Consider the following 19,597-nt stretch of genomic DNA (forward strand, 5'->3'; position numbering starts at 1 on the left):
TACCGCCCGGCAGCACCGGGCGGTATCAAGAAGCCTGATCCATCCAAAAATGGATCAAAGCATATAACAAAGCTGATATGAGTCAGTCAGCAGTCAATCTACTCTACGCCAACCTCAGAGCCTTCCAGATTCAAACTCAGCTTATCGCCAGTTGTGTCATCTTCATCATCAAGCTCTCTCATTTCGATCTCTTGTTCGTCTTCAGACAGAATCTTCACGTCCATACCCAAGCTTTGCAGCTCTTTGATCAAGACCTTGAATGATTCAGGAACACCTGGTTCAGGGACATTTTCACCTTTGACGATGGATTCGTAAGTTTTAACACGTCCAACCACATCATCGGATTTCACAGTCAAAATTTCCTGAAGCGTGTACGCTGCACCGTAAGCTTCCAGTGCCCATACTTCCATCTCCCCGAAGCGCTGACCACCGAATTGGGCTTTACCACCCAATGGCTGTTGCGTAACGAGAGAGTAAGGACCTGTAGAACGGGCATGGATCTTATCGTCTACCATGTGCGCCAGTTTGATCATGTGCATGACACCGACAGTAACTTCACGTTCAAAACGATCACCTGTACGTCCATCATACAACACCGTTTTACCATTGCGTTGCATACCCGCTTCTTCCATCGTATCAAATACGTCATATTCCTTGGCACCATCGAATACTGGAGTTGCCACATGGATACCAAGACGCATTGCAGCCATACCCAGATGCACTTCAAGCACCTGTCCGATGTTCATCCGGGAAGGTACGCCCAGCGGGTTCAGTACGACTTGTACTGGGGTGCCATCCGGCAAGAATGGCATATCTTCTTCAGGCAGAATACGGGCAACGACACCCTTGTTACCGTGACGTCCAGCCATTTTATCGCCTTCGGAAATTTTACGTTTTTGAGCAATGTATACGCGCACCAGCTGGTTTACACCCGGTGGCAGCTCATCGCCATTTTCACGTGTAAATACTTTAACATCTACAACGATCCCGTCAGTTCCGTGAGGAACTCTCAAGGAAGTATCACGAACCTCGCGCGCCTTCTCACCGAAGATCGCATGCAATAGACGTTCTTCAGCTGTCAACTCAGTCACACCCTTAGGTGTTACTTTACCAACAAGAATGTCACCTGCGGCGATTTCCGCACCGATGCGAATGATGCCGCGTTCATCTAAATTGCGAAGCGCTTCTTCACCAACATTCGGAATATCACGAGTGATTTCTTCTGGTCCAAGCTTCGTATCACGAGCTTCAGATTCGTATTCCTCGATATGGATCGAGGTATATACATCCTCTTTAACCAGCTTCTCGCTCAGCAAGATCGCATCCTCGTAGTTATAACCTTCCCAAGTCATGAACGCTACGACAACGTTACGTCCCAGTGCCAACTCACCCATCTCGGTGGAAGGACCATCGGCAAGAATATCGCCAACCTTGACAATATCGCCTCTGTTCACAATCGGACGCTGATTAATGCATGTTCCTTGGTTAGAACGCATAAATTTGTGTAATTTATACTTAACAATATCGCCTTTTACTTCAGTACCGTCTACCTTTTCAATACGACGCAGCCAAATTTCGTTAGCCGAAGAACGTTCAATTACCCCGTTGTACTTGGAGACAACGCAAACACCAGAATCTTTTGCAGACTTATGTTCCATCCCTGTTCCTACCAAAGGCGCTTTCGGAATCAGCAGTGGCACAGCCTGCCGCTGCATGTTGGAACCCATCAGTGCGCGGTTCGAGTCATCATTCTCCAGGAACGGAATCAGTGCAGTTGCGACCGATACGACCTGTTTAGGCGATACGTCCATGTAATCAACACGGCTACTTGCCATTGGAATAATGTTATCAGACTGCTTGTTATAGCGGACAATAACGATTTCATCCTTAAAGGTGTTTTCTTCTGTTAGTTCCGCATTTGCCTGAGCAACGATGTAGTTATCTTCCTCATCAGCAGTCAGGTAATCAATCTGGTCTGTAACTTTTCCGGTTTTCGGATCTACCCAACGATAAGGAGCTTCGATAAATCCATACTCATTAATACGTGCGAAAGTGGACAAAGAGTTGATCAAACCAATGTTCGGTCCCTCTGGTGTCTCAATAGGACACATACGGCCGTAGTGACTTGGATGGACGTCACGTACTTCCATGCCCGCGCGTTCGCGCGTCAAACCGCCGGGTCCGAGTGCAGACAGACGACGTTTGTGCGTTAATTCAGCAAGCGGGTTTGTCTGATCCATAAACTGAGACAGCTGGGAGCTACCAAAGAACTCTTTAATCGACGCAATGACCGGACGTATGTTAATCAGCGCCTGTGGCGTGATTACATTAGCATCCTGAATCGACATTCTTTCGCGCACCACGCGTTCCATACGGGACAAACCGATCCGGAACTGATTTTGAAGCAACTCACCTACAGAACGCAAACGACGGTTACCCAAATGGTCAATGTCGTCCGTACTTCCGATTCCGTGAAGCAAGTTAATAAAATAACTGATGGAGGAAATAATATCGGCAGGCGTAATGTTCTTAACCGATTTATCGATATTCCCATTGGCAATCAGTTTTACCACTTTACCGTCTTCAATTGGCGAGAATACATCAATCGTTTGAAGCGGAATATCGTTGCTTTCTAAAACACCACTAGCAACATGATACGTACGGTGTCCAACCGACTCTTCCAGTTGAGCCAAAATCTCGTCCAACAGGCGGCGGTCTACCATTTGCCCTGCTTCAGCAATGATTTCACCAGTTGTCGTATCAATCAGGGTCTCAGCAAGCCGTTGGTTGAACAGACGGTTTTTGATGTGAAGCTTTTTATTGATTTTGTAACGGCCTACGTTGGCCAGATCATAACGTTTTGGATCAAAGAAACGTGCAACAAGCAAGCTCTTTGCGTTATCCAATGTAGGCGGCTCACCCGGACGAAGACGCTCATAAATTTCGATCAGCGCTTTCTCCGTGGAATCCGTGTTGTCTTTATCAAGTGTGTTGCGGATATATTCGTCATTGCCGAGCAAATCCAGAATCTCAGCATCAGTGCCAAAGCCAAGCGCACGCAGCAACACCGTAACCGGAATTTTACGGGTACGGTCAATCCGGACATAGATAATATCCTTCGCATCCATCTCCAGTTCGAGCCAAGCCCCCCGGTTAGGAATTACCGTTGCGGTGTATGTTGTTTTCGCATTCTTGTCGACTTTTGTGCTGAAATAGACGCTGGGAGAGCGAACCAACTGGCTGACAATAACCCGTTCCGCACCGTTAATAATAAACGTACCCGTTTCAGTCATCAGCGGGAAGTCTCCCATGAATACTTCCTGCTCTTTCACTTCCCCGGTTTCTTTATTAATAAGCCGGACTTTTACCCGAAGCGGTGCTGCATACGTAACGTCGCGTTCCTTTGCGTCGTCAACGGTATATTTGGGTTCTCCGAGAGAGTAATCGATAAACTCCAGAATCAGATTTCCTGTGAAATCTTGAATTGGAGAAATATCCCGAAACATTTCCCGTAATCCTTCCTCCAAAAACCAATCATAGGATTTTTGTTGGATCTCAATCAGGTTGGGAACCTCGAGTACCTCATTAATACGTGCATAACTGCGCCGAGTGCGTCGACCATATTGAACAAGATGTCCTGCCAACTTAAACTCACCCCTCATGTCTACTCACTTTAAAAATACATTGCGAACCTCTGTTTGTGACCTTATAATAAGACACATACAGAAGATTCGATCTTACAAATACAGAAAAGCCCTTACTCGAATGCATTCGAAAAAAGAGCGACGTATCTGCGGAATCCTCTTGCCGGAAGATCTTCATCACTTGTAGATTTGCCCAAAATGGTTATATTATACGTAATAGGTATAAATACTATACCCTGCTACGCATAAATCTATTGACATTTCAACAAACTAAAGCCATGGAGGGCATCCTAATACTGACATTTTATAATGATATCACAGACCAGGATTCAAGTCAATGGTCCTATTGCATTTTTCTAAAAGTTTTTTCTGCCTTCAGAATCCGATAACCTTTATCCTTCGTAACTTCCTCCACATAACCGAAAAGGCTCTCTATTTTAGCGCTCGCCGAAGGAGCACCCTGTTTTTTCTGGATGACGACCCACAAAGCTCCACCCTCGTTTAAATGCTCATATGCAAGTTCAAAAATGGTGTGCACCGTTTCCTTCCCTGCACGTATAGGAGGATTCGTCAAGATCACGTCAAAACGTTCGTGTTGCACTTCTGCAAACAAATCACTTTGCTTAATGGTGACATTTTTAATCCCATTACGCTCCGCATTCTCTACCGCTAATTGAACGGCTCGCTCGTTAATATCAACCATTGTAACGTGTCCGTCTGGGACAAGCGTTGCCGCCGTCAAACCAATCGGTCCGTAACCACATCCTACATCCAATACCGAGGCATTTGTAGGAAGTTGCATAGCTTCGATCAGCACTCGACTCCCATAATCAATTCCCTGCTTTGAAAAAACGCCTGAATCGCTGGCAAATCGATAGGAACGTCCACGTAGCACTGTTTCTAAACTTCGTCGTTCATGCGCCGTCTCTGGCCGTTTGGAGTAATAATGATCAGCCATTCACGCCCACCTCTTTCGGTTATACGGTCGTACTAACATCATAGCCTTTAGAATAATATCTCAGACCTGTTCATAATACCGTTTTACAGCAACAAACCCCTTGAAGATCACCTCAAGGGGTTTGTTTTAATTCATTGTCTGCTAGAGAGCAGTCAATTATTTTACTTCTACAGAAGCGCCTGCTTCTTCCAATTTTGCTTTAACGGATTCAGCTTCTTCTTTTGCAACTTTTTCTTTCAGTGGTTTTGGAGCGTTGTCAACCAGTTCTTTTGCTTCTTTCAGGCCAAGACCTGTGATTTCGCGAACTGCTTTGATAACGTTGATTTTGGAAGCGCCAGCGCTTGTCAAGATTACGTCGAACTCGGATTGCTCAGCTTCTGCTGCGCCACCTGCTGCGCCACCTGCTACAGCTACTGGAGCTGCTGCAGTTACGCCGAATTCTTCTTCGATTGCTTTCACGAGATCGTTCAGTTCCAATACGGACATACCTTTAATCGCTTCCAAGATTTGCTCTTTACTCATGGTTGAACCTCCATTTAAATTCGTATTTTTTTTGTTCTTAACTGCTATACAGCAGGTTTAAATCCCAACTTATGCACTTTGCTCTTCTTTTTCTGCAACAGCTTTAACTGCAAGCGCGAAGTTGCGCATAGGAGCTTGAAGCACGCTGAGGAGCATGGAAAGGAGACCTTCGCGAGATGGCAGTTCTGCCAGCGCTTTGATTTCCTCAACACCGATCACACGACCTTCTACAACTGCACCTTTCAGTTCCAATGCATTGTTTTTCTTAGCGAAATCGTTCAAGATTTTAGCTGCAGACACTGCATCATCTTTACCGAACGCGATTGCAGTAGGACCTGTCAATACTGCGTCCAGTTCAGTCAATCCTGCTTCCGCAGTTGCACGGCGGAGCAGTGTGTTTTTCAGCACTTGAAATTCGATTCCGGCTTCGCGAAGCTGCTTACGCAGCTCAGTTACTTGGGCAACATTCAGACCGCGATAGTCTGCAACTACAGTTGTTACGCTCTCGCGCAATTTTGCAGCTACAACTTCAACAGCTTCTTGTTTTGCTTGAATCACCTTTGCATTTGCCAAACTGTACACCTCCTGATCAATTTATCTACTTTGTTCGAAACACCCATTCTGGTGATCTACCAAAGTCGTTTTCATGAGCATGAAAAAAGCCTCCGTAGAGTACGAAGGCTTGATAAATCTACATGGACGGGACAAGCCCGTCACATGAAACGTTCTATCATAACACCTCGGTAGGAAATTAAGCCCGAAGGCACCTACTGTCTACGGTAAGCATATTCAACTTTAACGGTCAGTCACAATGACTCACAACTTTTACAGAATAACAAATTCAATTGAACCTGTCAATAAAAATATTATCTGTAAACAGATGCGTTCACACGTGCACTTGGTCCCATAGTCGAAGAAATAGCGATGTTTTTCAGGTATACACCTTTAGCAGCCGCTGGCTTCGCACGGTTCAAGGCTTCAATCAAGGCTTTAAGGTTTTCGTTCAGTTGTTCAGCACTGAAAGAAGCTTTGCCGATTGGTGCGTGAATTTGACCTGCTTTGTCGAGACGGTATTCGATTTTACCGGCTTTAATTTCTTGAACAGCCTTGGCAACATCGAAAGTAACTGTGCCTGCTTTAGGGTTAGGCATCAAACCTTTACCACCGAGCAAACGACCCAGTTTACCAACCTCACTCATCATATCAGGTGTCGCAACGCAGACGTCGAATTCGAACCAGCCTTGTTGGATTTTGTTGATCATATCTTGATCGCCAACAAAATCAGCGCCAGCCGCTTCCGCTTCTTTCACTTTGTCACCTTTTGCAAATACCAGAACACGTTGTGTTTTACCCGTACCATGTGGCAGGACAACAACACCACGAACAGCCTGGTCTTGTTTACGGGAATCTACGCCCAGACGAACTGCAGCTTCAACGGTTTCGTCGAATTTAGCAGTTGCAGCCTTTTTCACCAATTCAACGGCTTCCAAAGGCTCATAAGTTGCTTCGCTGTCAATCAGCTTAGCAGCTTCCAGGTACTTCTTACCATGTTTAGCCATTATCTTTTCCTCCTTATGTGGTATTAGCGGATATTCCTCCCACACTTACCGGACAGTCAAACTGCCGGCACACGTAGATTAATAAAATTAATCTACGATGGTGATACCCATGCTGCGAGCAGTACCTTCAACCATACGCATTGCCGATTCTACGGAAGCTGCGTTAAGGTCAGGCATTTTTTGCTCTGCAATTTGACGAACAGCAGCGCGATTTACAGTTGCAACTTTCGCTTTATTCGGTTCACCGGAACCTTTTTCGATTTTAGCAGCAACTTTCAACAGAACAGCAGCCGGTGGAGTTTTGGTGATGAACGTAAAAGAACGATCCTCAAATACCGAAATTTCAACCGGAATAATCAGGCCTGCTTGATCAGCAGTACGAGCATTGAATTCTTTACAGAATGCCATAATGTTGACACCTGCTTGACCCAAAGCTGGACCTACTGGAGGCGCTGGATTAGCTTTCCCTGCAGGAATCTGCAGTTTTACCATTTTAATTACCTTTTTTGCCATGGATGACACCTCCTTGACTCAATAGTGGTAGACGGACCTATTGATCCTCCCACAAGAAACCTGTAAGAAAAATCTATATTTTCTCCACTTGAGTATAATCCAACTCAAGCGGGGTTTCCCGTCCAAACATGTTGACGTGAACCTTAAGCTTGCTCTTCTCAACCAAAATTTCTTCCACGGAGCCCACAAAATTCGCAAAAGGACCAACTTTAATTCGCACGGATTCCTTAACATCGAATTCAATCTTCGGTTTCGGCTCTACCATGCCCATATGCTTCAGAATCTGTTCAACTTCTTCCGGAAGCAATGGCGTCGGTTTGGAACCCGAGCCTGTCGACCCTACAAATCCCGTAACACCTGGTGTGTTGCGTACAACATACCAAGAATCATCGGTTTGGACCATTTCGACCAAGACATAACCAGGGTAGACTTTACGCATAACGGTTTTTTTCTTACCGTCCTTGGTTACCAGTTCTTCTTCCATAGGAACAAGAACACGGAATATCTTGTCTTCCATGCCCATGGACTCAACGCGTTTTTCCAAATTGGCTTTGACTTTGTTCTCATACCCTGAATAGGTATGAACGACGTACCATCTTTTTTCCATATCAAGCCACCTGGAACCCTTCCTAGATAATCGCTTCGATCACAGCGGAAATGCCGATATCGAGAACCCAAAAATAAATCGTGACGAACGCAATCGTCCCTATGACAATCAGCGTATAGTTGGTCAGTTCTTTACGATTGGGCCAGCGAACTTTCTTGAGTTCAGCCCAGCTTTCAGAGAAAAAGGAAAACAGAGACTTGAAACTGCGTTTCACGCCGACTACACCTCCAAAAACTATCTGGTTTCCCGATGAGAAGTCTGTTCGTTACAGGACTTACAGAATTTCTTCATCTCCATGCGGTCGGGGTGATTACGCTTGTTTTTCGTCGTTGTGTAATTTCTTTGTTTGCAATTTGTACAAGCCAAAGTAATAATTACCCGCATGATGTGCACCTCCCGAAGACATCCAACACCGGAAGTCTCATAATTGATCCTAAAAAAAACCGCGAATTTAGGCCTACCTAAAACACTTTATCACACGGGGTTTTCCATGTCAACGAATGTTTGCATACATTTCGCAGTCTCGGTTGTGGTGCATTTTTACATCTGCCCATCCTTTAAAGCTGTTCTCTGAAATACTGCTTCAAAATCAAAGCGATATCTATTATTCATCTTTTTTAGTATAAATCATTTACAACACTTATAAACCTGCACACCTTACCCAAAACGAATAAAAAAAGACTCAAACTCGAGCCTTTTCCATGTCAGCCTCTACTTTCAACTATCCCTTACTTCCAGATACTTTTCAAGTTTACGCTTGACCCGTTGCAGCGCGTTATCAATGGATTTAACATGGCGGTCAAGATCCTCTGCAATCTCCTGATACGAACGTCCGTCCAGATACAACATAAGTACCTTGCGTTCTAGCTCGCTCAGAATCTCGGACATTTTGTCCTCAAGACCCACAAACTCTTCCTGATTGATAATCAGCTCTTCAGGGTCACTTACTTGTGTTCCACAAATCACATCGAGCAACGTCCGGTCTGACTCTTCATCATAGATGGGCTTGTCCAGAGATACGTAAGAGTTCAGAGGAATGTGCTTTTGTCGTGTAGCCGTCTTAATTGCCGTAATAATCTGTCGTGTAATGCACAACTCGGCGAAAGCCTTAAACGAAGCAAGCTTGTCTCCCTTAAAATCACGAATGGACTTGTAGAGACCAATCATGCCCTCCTGAATAATATCCTCGCGATCAGCACCAATCAGGAAGTAGGATCTGGCCTTGGCCCGCACAAAGTTCCGGTACTTGTTAATCAGAAACTCCAGCGCTTCCCCATCACCTTCATGGACTGCTCCGACAATGTCTTCATCATTTTTGTAATCAAACTTTGACAACATGATATCTTTGAGGTCCACACTCACTAACAATCCCTCCGGCTGCAACGCAAGGTACCCGTTACTCTCTCAAATATACGACAAGTATACGCGATGTAACCTGATACCGTCAACCACAACAACCTAAAAAAGAAGAGCGCTAACAAAATTGTCAATGGTTTCAAAATGGAGGGTGTACCAATTATTGGATCATTCTCTTCTCCATCGTTCGAACAGCTTTCGAAGCTCCGGACTCAGCTTGGCATCCAACGAGTTGCGGGACAATTTGGCGTTATCCTGCTGAATTCGCTTCTGGACTTCCCTTTCAGATTCCTCAATCTCGATCAGCAATTCTCGTGCCGATACTCTGAGTGCTCCTTGGCCAAAAGCAACATGCTGCTCTACCTGATCACTTGTCGCTACGTAAATGCTTCTTCTCTTGCTGCTCAGCTCCCGAACCAATCGTTCGATGCATTCGTCGGCTGTCTCTTTTTCTCTCGTAAAATAAATCTGGACTTTGCTCTGGGCAAAGGTTTTACCTAATCCTGGCACCCTGTAAGCATCAAACACGACGATGACTCTTCTGCCCGAATACGCCTGATGATCCGCCAGTCGTTCAAGAAGTCTGTCCCTCGCTTCCTGCATACCAGATTGTACCAGTGCGGAAAGTTCGGGCCAGGCTCCAATCATGTTGTAACCGTCCACAAGCAGAACATCCCGCGTGTCAGCCATATCGTTAGCTCCGTGCCTGTCGTCCGCGCAAGACTTCGTACATGACGACACCTGCAGCTACAGAAGCATTGAGAGAATTGATTTGTCCCGCCATCGGCAGCTTGACAAGTACATCACATTTCTCACGGATCAAACGGCCCATTCCTTTATTTTCGTTACCAATGACAATCGCTACAGGACCGGTGAATACCCCATTCCCAAAGACGGGATCGGTTGCTGTAACATCCGTGCCAACTACCCATACACCTTCTTCTTTAAGACGGTCAATGGTTTGCCCCAGATTGCTCACCCGTGCCACTGGAACGTACTCCACAGCACCCGCCGATGTTTTAGACACCGTTACAGTTACAGCTGCTGAACGCCTTTTTGGCACTATAATACCGTGTGCTCCAGTGCAATCCGCCGTACGAAGGATGGAGCCCAAGTTATGAGGATCTTCAATTTCATCCAGCAAAATCAAAAACGGCTCTTCTCCTTTAGCACGAGCACTAGCAAGCAAGTCTTCCACTTCAGCGTAGGCAAAAGGTGCTGCTTGCGCAACCACTCCCTGATGCTGAATGCCTGGAACCATTTGATCGAGCTTACGCTTGTCTACCTGCAAAACAATGATTCCTGCTTTTTTCGCCTCAGCTGTAATCGGCAATGTCAAATGCTTTTGTGCATTATCCGCAATCCAAATTTTATTTATCGTCCTGCCTGAACGCAGCGCCTCTGTTACCGAATGCTTACCGGCAATCCATTCTTCTTCCATCTCTAGCTTCCTCCCGGAAAACGGTTGATATTCAATTCATCCAATCCGTCTCCAATTTATGATTTTTCGGTATTTTCCATTTGTGCAATTCCGTACGTAATCAACTCTGTCAATCTGTCCAAATGTCCATCACAATACAGATAACCAATCAATCCTTCCAGTGCTGTGGCGTGTCGATACTCAAGCACATCAGCATTTTTGGGCAGGCTCCCTGACTTGGCATTTCTTCCTTGTCGGACAATGTCACGCTCGTCATCCGTCAGCACTGTTTCTAGCAACCCCAACATACGACTCTGTGCCTTGGCAGAGACTAGCTTTGTAGCTCGTCGATGTAAATGATTGGGACGCAAGTTGGGGTGTGTCAACAGATATTGCCGGACAGCCACCTCATACACTGCATCACCAATGTAAGCTAACGCAATAGGGGGCATCAAGCGAGCCGGCTTGGACGCAGGATACGGAAACCAGTTTCCTGCGCCTTTCACAGCTACTGAATTCAGTGGCTTATCACTCATTTCCGCCGCCACCGCATCCCCTGTGCCGTATCTTCAAGCACAATGCCTTTAGTAGCTAACAAATCGCGAATTTCGTCAGCTCTACCCCAGTTTTTAGTTTTACGAGCTTCGACACGTTCTGCAATTAACTGCTCAACTTCGCCATCCAGCAGTTCTTCACTCGGTTCTGAATAAATGCGAAGCACCGTATTCATCGAATGGAAGGTATGCAGCACCGCTTGCAATTCCGCCTGATTGACAACATCACGCTGCAACAAAAGATTGGCTTCGCTGACCCATTCGAACACCGCAGTAATCGCATCAGGCGTATTGAAATCATCATCCATTTTTTCACCAAATTGCTGCAATATCCCGTCAAGCTTCATTTGCAGCTCAGCCGATACTTCTTCATTACCTTTCAATGCAATGGCTAAACGATGCTTTACATTGGCGACTGCATTGGCAATCCGTTCGACACTATTCTCCGCCTGACTCATCGTCTCTTGGTTGTAGTTCAAAGGATTGCGGTAATGTGTCGACAGCATAAAATAACGTAAAGCCTCGGGCTTGTGACGAGCACGCAGATCTTTAACCAAAATACCGTTACCGAGTGATTTCGACATTTTTTCATTATCTATGCGAATATATCCGTTATGCATCCAGTAGCGAGATAATGGTTTACCCGTAATCACTTCAGATTGTGCACATTCACATTCATGATGCGGAAATTGCAGATCCTGTCCGCCTCCATGAATATCCAGCGTATCCCCCAAATAGTGACGAGCCATAGCAGAGCATTCGATATGCCAGCCTGGGCGTCCATCTCCCCAAGGACTTGACCAGTAAATTTCTCCCGGTTTCGCTGCTTTCCAGAGTACAAAATCCTCGGCATTCTCCTTGCGTTCATCCACATTGATGCGAATCCCAAACTGGAGCTCCTCCAAATTTTGACCTGACAGCTGTCCGTAGTCTTTAAACTTTTTGGTTCGGTAGAAGACATCACCATCATTCTCATAGGCATAGCCTTTGTCTACCAGATCCTTGATAAAATCAATAATCAGATCCATGCTCTCAGTTACACGAGGATTTATGCTGGCAGCAGGAACATTCAATCCTGCCAAATCCTCATGATAGGCAGCAATAAACTTCTCAGCAACTGCCGGAACCTCCATATTAAGTTCCCGAGCTTTGCGGATCAACTTGTCATCGACATCCGTAAAATTCACCACATAGTTTACATCATAGCCCACATACTCCAAGTAGCTGCGTACCACATCAAACACAATTACAGGCCGTGCATTACCAATATGAATGTAATCATACACTGTAGGACCACATACATACATTTTAACCTTTCCAGGCTCCAGTGGCACAAAAGGCTCCCGGCTCCTCGTCATTGTATTATAAATTTGAAGCGACATCGTTATGTTCCTCCCTCATGAAAATTATCCTTGTAATTTATTCTCTTGGGTCACCTGATGTTTCTGAGCAGATTGCTCCTCCTTCAAATCAGACAATTCTGCTCGCAATCGTTCTATTTCCATTTGAAGAGACCGTATAGAATCGACGACCGGATCAGGCAACTGGTGACTAAGTCGATCTGGACGTCTGCCATCCTGTCTGACCACTCGCCCTGGGATGCCCACTACCGTACTGTTTGGCGGAACTTCTTTTAGCACAACCGAGTTGGAGCCAATGTTGGATTGCGCCCCAATCGTAAATGAACCCAATATTTTCGCACCCGAGCCTATAACGACATTATTCCCAATGGTGGGGTGGCGCTTCCCTTTCTCTTTTCCAGTCCCTCCAAGAGTAACCCCCTGATATAACACGACATCGTCGCCAATTTCACAGGTTTCGCCAATGACAACACCCATGCCGTGATCAATGAACAGCCGATCTCCGATACGAGCGCCAGGATGAATTTCAATTCCTGTCATAAACCTCGATACCTGGGATATAACACGGGCTAGAGTACACCACTTTCGCAAATAAAACCAATGTGCGATTCGGTGTGCCCAAAGGGCATGAACGCCAGAATACGTAAAAATGACTTCCAGCTTACTCCGGGCGGCCGGATCATTATCCAAAACAGTTTGAATATCGGATTTGAAATGCCTGAACATGTCGCCCTCCTCTTCCCTCCATATCCTCGCCGCATCACACTTCAGATTTCGCCAATTTTCGTAGTCACTAGCACGCTTCGACAATTTTCAATCTACAGCGAGTCTGAATCTGATAAAAATGAAAAAGCGTCTCCGCAGCCTAGGCTGCAGAGACGCATATACGTGGTCCCACTCTGCTTCGAACATATCTGCTACAAAAAAAGCAGAAAAGTCCGTCTTTGGCGTCCTGTAACGGGAACGAATCGGCAAGCCCTTGCCGCATTAGCATTGTAGGCTAACGAGGGTTCGGGCGCACGGCTCCCAGGCGCATTTCCTCCGCAGGTCATCTAGACGGTTCTCAGCCTGGGGTTTCCCCTCGACCGTCCTCTCTGGTAGATGCCCTTATGCAGTGTACTTCTCCTGTTCGCAGCCTTTACACGTAAGTATCAATCCATATCAATGGAGTCATTATAGCGAAAAGACAACAAATTGACAAGAAATATCAGCCTTTAATTTGTGCCTTAAGACGATCCAACACCTTGTCACGTCCAAGTAAATAGATGGTCTCGTTCAGATCCCGTCCATGAGTTTGACCTGTAAGGGCCACACGAATCGGCATGAACAGCTGTTTCCCCTTAAAACCAGTTTCCTTTTGGACTTCCTTGATCAGCTTGGCCATTTGTGGAGCTGTAAATTCCTCGCTCGTTTCAACCTTACCTGCAAAGGCTCTAAGTACATCAGGAACCTGCTCTTCGGCCAGAACAGCCGCCGCATCAGCATCCAACTCCAGATGCGAACGGAAAAACAACTCAGACAACGTCACAATATCAGACGCTGAAGTCATTTGTTCTTGGTATAAGCGGACAAGAGCTTTAGCCCAATCCTGTTGTTCCGTCGATAATTCATTCGGCAACAGCCCTGCTGCCTGCAAATGTGGAATAGCCATGCTGGCAATCCGCTCAGGATCAGCTTTTTTAATATAATGATTATTCAAATAAGCAAGCTTGTTTGTATCAAATACAGCTGGGCTTTTGGACAAACGATTAGGATCGAAAATCGAAATCAGTTGTTCCCGATCATAGATCTCTTCCTCGCCTTCCGGAGACCAGCCCAACAGTGCAATAAAGTTGAATATAGCTTCCGGCAGATAGCCCAGCTTATCGTACTGCTCCATGAACTGAATAATGGATTCATTTCGTTTGCTGAGCTTTTTGTGATCCTCGCCTACGATCAGCGTCATATGACCAAAGCGTGGAGGCTCCCAGCCGAGAGCTTCAAAAATCATCAACTGCCGCGGTGTATTAGATACATGATCTTCGCCCCGTAGTACATGCGATATTTTCATCAAATAGTCGTCAACCGCTACGGCGAAGTTATATGTCGGAATACCGTCTTTTTTGACGATAACAAAATCGCCGCTTTCCTTGGAATTGAACGTAATTTGACCTTTAACCATATCATCAAACGTATATTCACGATCTTCTGGTACGCGAAAACGAATACTTGGTACACGGCCCTCGGCTTCAAAAGCTTGGCACTGTTCTTCTGTTAAATCACGATGTTTGCCTGAATAACGTGGAGTCTCCCCACGCGCCATCTGTTCTTCACGCTCACGTTCGAGCTCTTCTTCCGTGCAATAACAGCGGTATGCCAAACCACGATCCAGCAAATCCTGCCAGTATTTTTTGTAGATATCCAAGCGTTCGGTCTGGCGATAAGGTCCAAACTCGCCGCCCACGTCTATACTTTCATCCCAGTCCATGCCTAACCATTTCAAATATTTAAGCTGGCTTTCTTCTCCACCTTCAATATTGCGTTTCACATCTGTGTCTTCGATGCGAATAATAAATTTCCCGCCTTGATTGCGGGCAAACAAATAATTAAATAATGCTGTTCTGGCATTGCCAATATGCAGATGCCCTGTAGGACTTGGTGCATAGCGTACACGAACTTCCGTGCTCATATAATCTCCTCCAAATAGAATTACTCAAGATGATAGCATTTACTTGATTAGACAGACAACCGATTGAGCTGCGATGCCTTCGCTCCGCCCAGTAAACCCGAGCTGCTCCGTCGTCGTCGCCTTGACATTTACCTGGGACGACTCCTCTGCTTCCAGCACCCGGGCGATGATTTCATTCATCTGCGGAATGTATGATGCCATCTTGGGCTTCTGCGCAATGATCGTAGAATCAATATTCCCCAAGCGATATCCCCGCTCTTTAGCCAGCCCCCACACATGCTCCAGTAGCTTCAGGCTATCAGCGTCCTTAAATTCAGGGTCGTTATCCGGAAAATGCTTTCCGATGTCTCCCAAGCCAAGCGCGCCCAGGATGGCATCGCTAATGGCATGCAGCAGCACGTCTGCATCGGAATGGCCCAGCAAACCTTTTTCATACGGAATATGTACGCCTCCGATGATGCATGGCCTTCCTTCCACCAGCTGGTGGACGTCAAATCCTTGCCCTATTCTGATCATTTGATATCCTCTCCCTCTGTCTTTACCCATAACTCCGCCATCTCCAAATCCTCAGGCGTAGTAATTTTGATGTTTTTATAGCTGCCTTGGACGACAGTAACTGGAATGCCTAGCCGCTCCACCAGCATAGAATCATCTGTCCCCAAAAATCCTGACTGCTCCGCTTCCTCATAGGCCCGCAGCAGATCGGAAAGACGAAAAGTCTGTGGCGTTTGAATACTCCACAGACTTCGGCGATCCGGCGTTGCTGTAATGATACCATCCCCGTTCACTTGCTTGATTGTATCCTTTACAGGTACTGCCGCTACAGAAGCACCAGTACGCTGGGCAGCCTCCAGGCATGAACGTACAAGCTCAGATTGAATCAGTGGACGCACACCATCATGCACCATCACCCAATCTGTTTGCAAGTGGCGCAAACCGCGATAAACCGAATGCTGGCGCTCACTGCCACCAGCCACCACTCGTACATTTTTACCAATCTTGTATTGATGAACCCAGTCTCTGCAACGTTCCACATCTCCAGCTCCAGTAACCATCACCATTTCATCCACTTCAGGCATTGCTGCGAATATTTCAAGTGTATGTATGAAGATGGGCTTGTCTCGCAAAAGCAGAAATTGCTTGCTCTCCTGCGTTCCCATACGGGAGCCGCGCCCGGCCGCCACAATCACGACTCCTACCTGATTGTTCATTCAAATAACTCCTGCCCTGATCGCACTTGGACGATCCGTATGATAACACATCTACTTCATCATACCTCGTTTATTGAGCTTTTTCCAATAATTTCGGTTTAGCAAAGATCATGCGACCCGCAGAGGTCTGAAGTACACTTGTGACCAGCACTTCCATGAGAGAGCCAATATAGTCACGCCCACCCTCCACAACAATCATCGTACCATCATCCAGATAAGCTACCCCCTGCCCATGCTCCTTGCCGTCTTTGATAATCTGCACCATAATCTCCTCACCGGGCAGTACGACAGGCTTCACTGCATTCGCCAAATCATTAATGTTCAGCACAGACACACCTTGAAGTTCGCATACTTTATTCAGGTTAAAATCATTAGTTACAACTTTACCCTGCAACACTTTTGCAAGCTTAACCAGCTTACTGTCGACCTCTGAAATTTCCTCAAAATCCCCCTCATAAATGAGCACATTCACATCTAGCTCTTTTTGGATTTTATTCAAAATATCCAGACCTCGCCGCCCACGATTACGCTTAAGTAAATCTGAAGAATCTGCGATATGCTGAAGCTCCTCCAGCACAAATTCAGGAATCACAATGGTTCCTTCAATAAACCCTGTTTTGCAGATATCCGCAATACGCCCATCTATAATGACGCTGGTGTCCAAAATTTTATGTTCCTCCAGCTTGCGTTCTTCTACATCCGCTCCCCGACCAAAAAAACCTGAGTTCCAAAAGGATGACAGCTCGTCCCGTTTTTCTAGCCCTACCATCAATCCCACATACCCGCATACCAAGGTAACTGCAGTCTGGATAAGTAGACCAGGTGCCCCCAATCCTGAAAAGAGTGGGTAAACTGCCAAGGAAAGGATCAGCCCCACTGCTAACCCCATCACACCTGCCATCATCTCATTCATCGGAATTCGTACCAAGCCTTCAATACCCTGCTGCAATCGATTCGCCACGGACGCCCCTGCGAATGAGCAGCCAGCCATAAATAGCACTGCTCCCGCTAACATCCAAACAGCCATTCCTGGTAAAGAACCATCACTCAACCATTGTGGCATCCACGATACGATGCCTCCTATCCGCTGGTATAACGTATAGCCAAACCACGCGCCGCACAATCCTGTAAAAGTTAAAATAGCCTTTCTCCACATTGAGTCTCTATACCTCCTTTATTTTCTTTTCAATAGTCTGCTATTTATTCGATACATAGCACTTCCCTTACCAGTATGATCCATTTCTCGCATAACTAACCCTGTGTTTTCACTTTTTATGCATAAAAAAAGCATTTATCTCCCTGAATGAATCAAGGAAATAAATGCTTCTTCTAGTTCTTGTCTGACACTAACGTTGCGAATGACGATATTGGTCGTCCTGTTCTTCTTGATTAGAACGATCTCGTTCCCGTCCACGTCTGCGTGATAGCTTCCGAATGTTCAGCTTCATACCGTACAATGCATATAGCACCAATGGTACAAAAATCAGCTTCGACAGCTGATCAGGAAATTTAACGGCCAGAAACACCGCTGCAATTACGACCCATGGAGCAATCCAGATCGCTTTTTTCGGAAGACCGACCTTTTTGAAATTCGGATATCTCATGGAGCTAACCATCAAATAAGAGACCAGCAACATGGCAATCGACATGTATAACAAAGAAATCTCGTTATGGAATAAGGACAAAGTGGCTAATACGCCACCTGCTGCCGGAATGGGCAAACCTGTGAAATAACCTGGTACACCGGGACGTACGTTAAAACGAGCCAAACGCAATGCTCCGCACATCGGAAAAATGGCTGTAACCGTCCAAGCGAGAGCCGAATTCGCATCATGAAAAGCAACAATGTACATAATAACTGCGGGAGCAACACCAAAAGATATCATATCTGATAAGGAGTCCAGTTCTTTACCGAATTCGCTCTGGGCATTCAGAGCCCGGGCCATCCTTCCATCCAGTCCGTCCAACAACATGGCGACAATAACCATAATAGCGGCAAGGCTGTATTTTCCGTCTACGGCCAATAAAATGGCGATCATTCCGAGAAACAAGTTACCCAAGGTACACATGTTCGGAATTGATTTGGTAATCATCTCTTCACCTCAATGTATGAATTGTTCCATTATAATCCTTTCACTGTATTACATTTACATTTGTCTGTCAATGAAAACTTGTTCCTGCAAACGTTTAAGCCCTTCTTTAATCGTACGTGCACGAACCTCTCCTATGCCATCTACTTCATCTAGTTCTTCAATCGTTGCTGTCATGACATGTGGAAAACACCCAAATCGTTCTACCAGATTATGAATAATTACATTTGGCAAACGAGGTATTTTGTTCAGCACCCGATATCCTCGTGCAGCAATATATTCTTCTGATGTCGCTGCTGAAGAAGGGTAGCCTAATAAACGTACAATATGATTTACATCCAGTAATTCGTCGTCCGTAGAACGTTTGAGTCCCAATATAATTTCACGAATCTTCTCGTCGCTGTCGTCTTTGGCATAATCCTTATACAGCAACCAAGCTTCTTCCTCGATATTGCTGACAAGCTCCTCCATCTGCATGCTAATCAGCCTGCCCTCATTTCCGAGCTCGTTAATAAATCGTTTGATCTCCATTTTGATGCGCAGCACCATTTCGATCCGTTGAATGACATTAACAACCTCTGGCATGGTAACCAGCTCTTCGAATTCAGAAGCAGTTAAATTCGTTGAGGCTTGCCCCAATACGGATCTATATTTTTCCAGCGTCTGAATGGCCTGATTAGCTTTCGTTAAAATAACCCCGATTTCCTTGAGCGCATACCGTAAAGTCCCCTGATACAACGTAATAATATTACGACGCTGGGAAATAGACACAACCAGTTTGCCAGTCTGCTTCGCAACTCGTTCCGCCGTGCGATGCCGAATCCCTGTTTCTATGGACGAAATGGAGGAATCGGGAATCAATTGCGTATTGGCATATAAAATTCGTTTTAAATCCTCGCTCAATATGATTGCGCCGTCCATTTTAGCCAGCTCATACAAATAGTTCGGTGAAAAATCACAATTAATAGAGAAACCGCCATCCACGACTTCCATTACTTCCGGGCTATAGCCAACGACCAGAAGAGCACCCGTTTTGGCACGCAAAACGTTTTCCAATCCGTCGCGAAAGGGAGTTCCCGGTGCCACAAGCCGCAGCAAATCGTTCATTTTATCCAGTTGGCTCGCTTCCTTCAT

The 19,597-nt window shown here is 45.8% G+C and carries 21 protein-coding genes and 1 other annotated feature; all 21 genes read right to left on the reverse strand.

Annotated elements, in window-relative coordinates; all coding sequences use genetic code 11:
• Positions 1-98 precede the first annotated feature (98 nt).
• Positions 99-3,644, reverse strand: coding sequence for a DNA-directed RNA polymerase subunit beta (gene rpoB / locus EGM68_RS22800; RefSeq protein ID WP_129550060.1), 3,546 nt, complete (start codon positions 3,642-3,644; stop codon positions 99-101).
• Positions 3,645-3,987: 343 nt separating this feature from the next.
• A complete protein-coding gene (locus tag EGM68_RS22805; RefSeq protein WP_040102791.1) occupies positions 3,988-4,602 on the reverse strand; it encodes a class I SAM-dependent methyltransferase in 615 nt (204 codons plus the stop codon).
• A gap of 156 nt (positions 4,603-4,758) precedes the next feature.
• Complete coding sequence (gene rplL / locus EGM68_RS22810) at positions 4,759-5,124, reverse strand: 50S ribosomal protein L7/L12 (protein WP_013373275.1); 366 nt, start codon at positions 5,122-5,124, stop codon at positions 4,759-4,761.
• A gap of 69 nt (positions 5,125-5,193) precedes the next feature.
• Positions 5,194-5,697 carry a 50S ribosomal protein L10 gene (rplJ, locus tag EGM68_RS22815; protein ID WP_058831478.1) on the reverse strand — a complete coding sequence of 168 codons (504 nt, stop codon included), beginning with the start codon at positions 5,695-5,697 and terminating at the stop codon, positions 5,194-5,196.
• A gap of 73 nt (positions 5,698-5,770) precedes the next feature.
• Positions 5,771-5,922, reverse strand: a sequence feature (ribosomal protein L10 leader region).
• A gap of 68 nt (positions 5,923-5,990) precedes the next feature.
• Positions 5,991-6,683 carry a 50S ribosomal protein L1 gene (gene rplA, locus EGM68_RS22820; protein WP_007432594.1) on the reverse strand — a complete coding sequence of 231 codons (693 nt, stop codon included), beginning with the start codon at positions 6,681-6,683 and terminating at the stop codon, positions 5,991-5,993.
• An 87-nt stretch (positions 6,684-6,770) separates the two neighbouring features.
• Complete coding sequence (gene rplK / locus EGM68_RS22825; protein ID WP_040102789.1) at positions 6,771-7,196, reverse strand: 50S ribosomal protein L11; 426 nt, start codon at positions 7,194-7,196, stop codon at positions 6,771-6,773.
• Between the two features lie 73 nt (positions 7,197-7,269).
• Complete coding sequence (gene nusG / locus EGM68_RS22830; RefSeq protein WP_007432596.1) at positions 7,270-7,803, reverse strand: transcription termination/antitermination protein NusG; 534 nt, start codon at positions 7,801-7,803, stop codon at positions 7,270-7,272.
• A 22-nt stretch (positions 7,804-7,825) separates the two neighbouring features.
• Entirely contained in the window at positions 7,826-8,017 is a 192-nt protein-coding gene (gene secE / locus EGM68_RS22835) for a preprotein translocase subunit SecE (RefSeq protein WP_013312170.1), read from the reverse strand.
• A 20-nt stretch (positions 8,018-8,037) separates the two neighbouring features.
• Entirely contained in the window at positions 8,038-8,187 is a 150-nt protein-coding gene (rpmG, locus tag EGM68_RS22840) for a 50S ribosomal protein L33 (protein WP_013373278.1), read from the reverse strand.
• A 333-nt stretch (positions 8,188-8,520) separates the two neighbouring features.
• A complete protein-coding gene (sigH, locus tag EGM68_RS22845; protein WP_016324748.1) occupies positions 8,521-9,165 on the reverse strand; it encodes an RNA polymerase sporulation sigma factor SigH in 645 nt (214 codons plus the stop codon).
• Positions 9,166-9,327: 162 nt separating this feature from the next.
• Positions 9,328-9,849, reverse strand: a complete 522-nt coding sequence (locus tag EGM68_RS22850) for an NYN domain-containing protein (RefSeq protein WP_013373280.1) — start codon at positions 9,847-9,849, stop codon at positions 9,328-9,330.
• A 4-nt stretch (positions 9,850-9,853) separates the two neighbouring features.
• Entirely contained in the window at positions 9,854-10,600 is a 747-nt protein-coding gene (gene rlmB, locus EGM68_RS22855; RefSeq protein WP_013373281.1) for a 23S rRNA (guanosine(2251)-2'-O)-methyltransferase RlmB, read from the reverse strand.
• A 56-nt stretch (positions 10,601-10,656) separates the two neighbouring features.
• Positions 10,657-11,115 (reverse strand): Mini-ribonuclease 3, encoded by a 459-nt coding sequence (locus EGM68_RS22860; protein WP_040102788.1) that lies wholly within the window; start codon positions 11,113-11,115, stop codon positions 10,657-10,659.
• Entirely contained in the window at positions 11,112-12,515 is a 1,404-nt protein-coding gene (gene cysS / locus EGM68_RS22865) for a cysteine--tRNA ligase (RefSeq protein ID WP_040102787.1), read from the reverse strand. The genes EGM68_RS22860 and cysS overlap by 4 nt, the downstream gene beginning before the upstream one ends.
• Before the next feature lie 24 nt (positions 12,516-12,539).
• Positions 12,540-13,220 (reverse strand): serine O-acetyltransferase, encoded by a 681-nt coding sequence (gene cysE / locus EGM68_RS22870; RefSeq protein WP_013373284.1) that lies wholly within the window; start codon positions 13,218-13,220, stop codon positions 12,540-12,542.
• A gap of 481 nt (positions 13,221-13,701) precedes the next feature.
• Positions 13,702-15,162: a glutamate--tRNA ligase gene (gene gltX, locus EGM68_RS22875; protein ID WP_129550061.1), complete on the reverse strand. Its 1,461-nt coding sequence runs from the start codon at positions 15,160-15,162 to the stop codon at positions 13,702-13,704.
• A 39-nt stretch (positions 15,163-15,201) separates the two neighbouring features.
• Entirely contained in the window at positions 15,202-15,678 is a 477-nt protein-coding gene (ispF, locus tag EGM68_RS22880) for a 2-C-methyl-D-erythritol 2,4-cyclodiphosphate synthase (RefSeq protein ID WP_040102785.1), read from the reverse strand.
• Complete coding sequence (ispD, locus tag EGM68_RS22885; RefSeq protein ID WP_040102784.1) at positions 15,675-16,373, reverse strand: 2-C-methyl-D-erythritol 4-phosphate cytidylyltransferase; 699 nt, start codon at positions 16,371-16,373, stop codon at positions 15,675-15,677. The genes ispF and ispD overlap by 4 nt, the downstream gene beginning before the upstream one ends.
• Positions 16,374-16,443: 70 nt before the next feature.
• A complete protein-coding gene (locus tag EGM68_RS22890; protein ID WP_040102783.1) occupies positions 16,444-17,529 on the reverse strand; it encodes a PIN/TRAM domain-containing protein in 1,086 nt (361 codons plus the stop codon).
• A gap of 190 nt (positions 17,530-17,719) precedes the next feature.
• Positions 17,720-18,466 carry a CDP-diacylglycerol--serine O-phosphatidyltransferase gene (gene pssA / locus EGM68_RS22895; RefSeq protein ID WP_040102782.1) on the reverse strand — a complete coding sequence of 249 codons (747 nt, stop codon included), beginning with the start codon at positions 18,464-18,466 and terminating at the stop codon, positions 17,720-17,722.
• A gap of 54 nt (positions 18,467-18,520) precedes the next feature.
• Positions 18,521-19,597, reverse strand: coding sequence for a DNA integrity scanning diadenylate cyclase DisA (gene disA / locus EGM68_RS22900; RefSeq protein ID WP_040102781.1), 1,077 nt, complete (start codon positions 19,595-19,597; stop codon positions 18,521-18,523).

It is taken from the genome of Paenibacillus sp. M-152 (assembly GCF_003856555.1).
Taxonomy (GTDB): Bacteria; Bacillota; Bacilli; order Paenibacillales; family Paenibacillaceae; genus Paenibacillus; species Paenibacillus polymyxa_C.

Excerpts from the sequence above, each read along its gene's own strand:
- EGM68_RS22805 (WP_040102791.1), bottom strand. The coding sequence starts at position 4,602 with ATGGCTGATCATTATTACTCCAAACGGCCAGAGACGGCGCATGAACGA.
- rplL (WP_013373275.1), bottom strand. The coding sequence starts at position 5,124 with ATGAGTAAAGAGCAAATCTTGGAAGCGATTAAAGGTATGTCCGTATTG.
- rplA (WP_007432594.1), bottom strand. The coding sequence starts at position 6,683 with ATGGCTAAACATGGTAAGAAGTACCTGGAAGCTGCTAAGCTGATTGAC.
- rplK (WP_040102789.1), bottom strand. The coding sequence starts at position 7,196 with ATGGCAAAAAAGGTAATTAAAATGGTAAAACTGCAGATTCCTGCAGGG.
- nusG (WP_007432596.1), bottom strand. The coding sequence starts at position 7,803 with ATGGAAAAAAGATGGTACGTCGTTCATACCTATTCAGGGTATGAGAAC.
- rpmG (WP_013373278.1), bottom strand. The coding sequence starts at position 8,187 with ATGCGGGTAATTATTACTTTGGCTTGTACAAATTGCAAACAAAGAAAT.
- EGM68_RS22850 (WP_013373280.1), bottom strand. The coding sequence starts at position 9,849 with ATGGCTGACACGCGGGATGTTCTGCTTGTGGACGGTTACAACATGATT.
- rlmB (WP_013373281.1), bottom strand. The coding sequence starts at position 10,600 with ATGGAAGAAGAATGGATTGCCGGTAAGCATTCGGTAACAGAGGCGCTG.
- EGM68_RS22860 (WP_040102788.1), bottom strand. The coding sequence starts at position 11,115 with ATGAGTGATAAGCCACTGAATTCAGTAGCTGTGAAAGGCGCAGGAAAC.
- cysS (WP_040102787.1), bottom strand. The coding sequence starts at position 12,515 with ATGTCGCTTCAAATTTATAATACAATGACGAGGAGCCGGGAGCCTTTT.
- cysE (WP_013373284.1), bottom strand. The coding sequence starts at position 13,220 with ATGTTCAGGCATTTCAAATCCGATATTCAAACTGTTTTGGATAATGAT.
- gltX (WP_129550061.1), bottom strand. The coding sequence starts at position 15,162 with ATGAGCACGGAAGTTCGTGTACGCTATGCACCAAGTCCTACAGGGCAT.
- ispF (WP_040102785.1), bottom strand. The coding sequence starts at position 15,678 with ATGATCAGAATAGGGCAAGGATTTGACGTCCACCAGCTGGTGGAAGGA.
- ispD (WP_040102784.1), bottom strand. The coding sequence starts at position 16,373 with ATGAACAATCAGGTAGGAGTCGTGATTGTGGCGGCCGGGCGCGGCTCC.
- EGM68_RS22890 (WP_040102783.1), bottom strand. The coding sequence starts at position 17,529 with ATGTGGAGAAAGGCTATTTTAACTTTTACAGGATTGTGCGGCGCGTGG.
- pssA (WP_040102782.1), bottom strand. The coding sequence starts at position 18,466 with ATGATTACCAAATCAATTCCGAACATGTGTACCTTGGGTAACTTGTTT.
- disA (WP_040102781.1), bottom strand. The coding sequence starts at position 19,597 with ATGAAGGAAGCGAGCCAACTGGATAAAATGAACGATTTGCTGCGGCTT.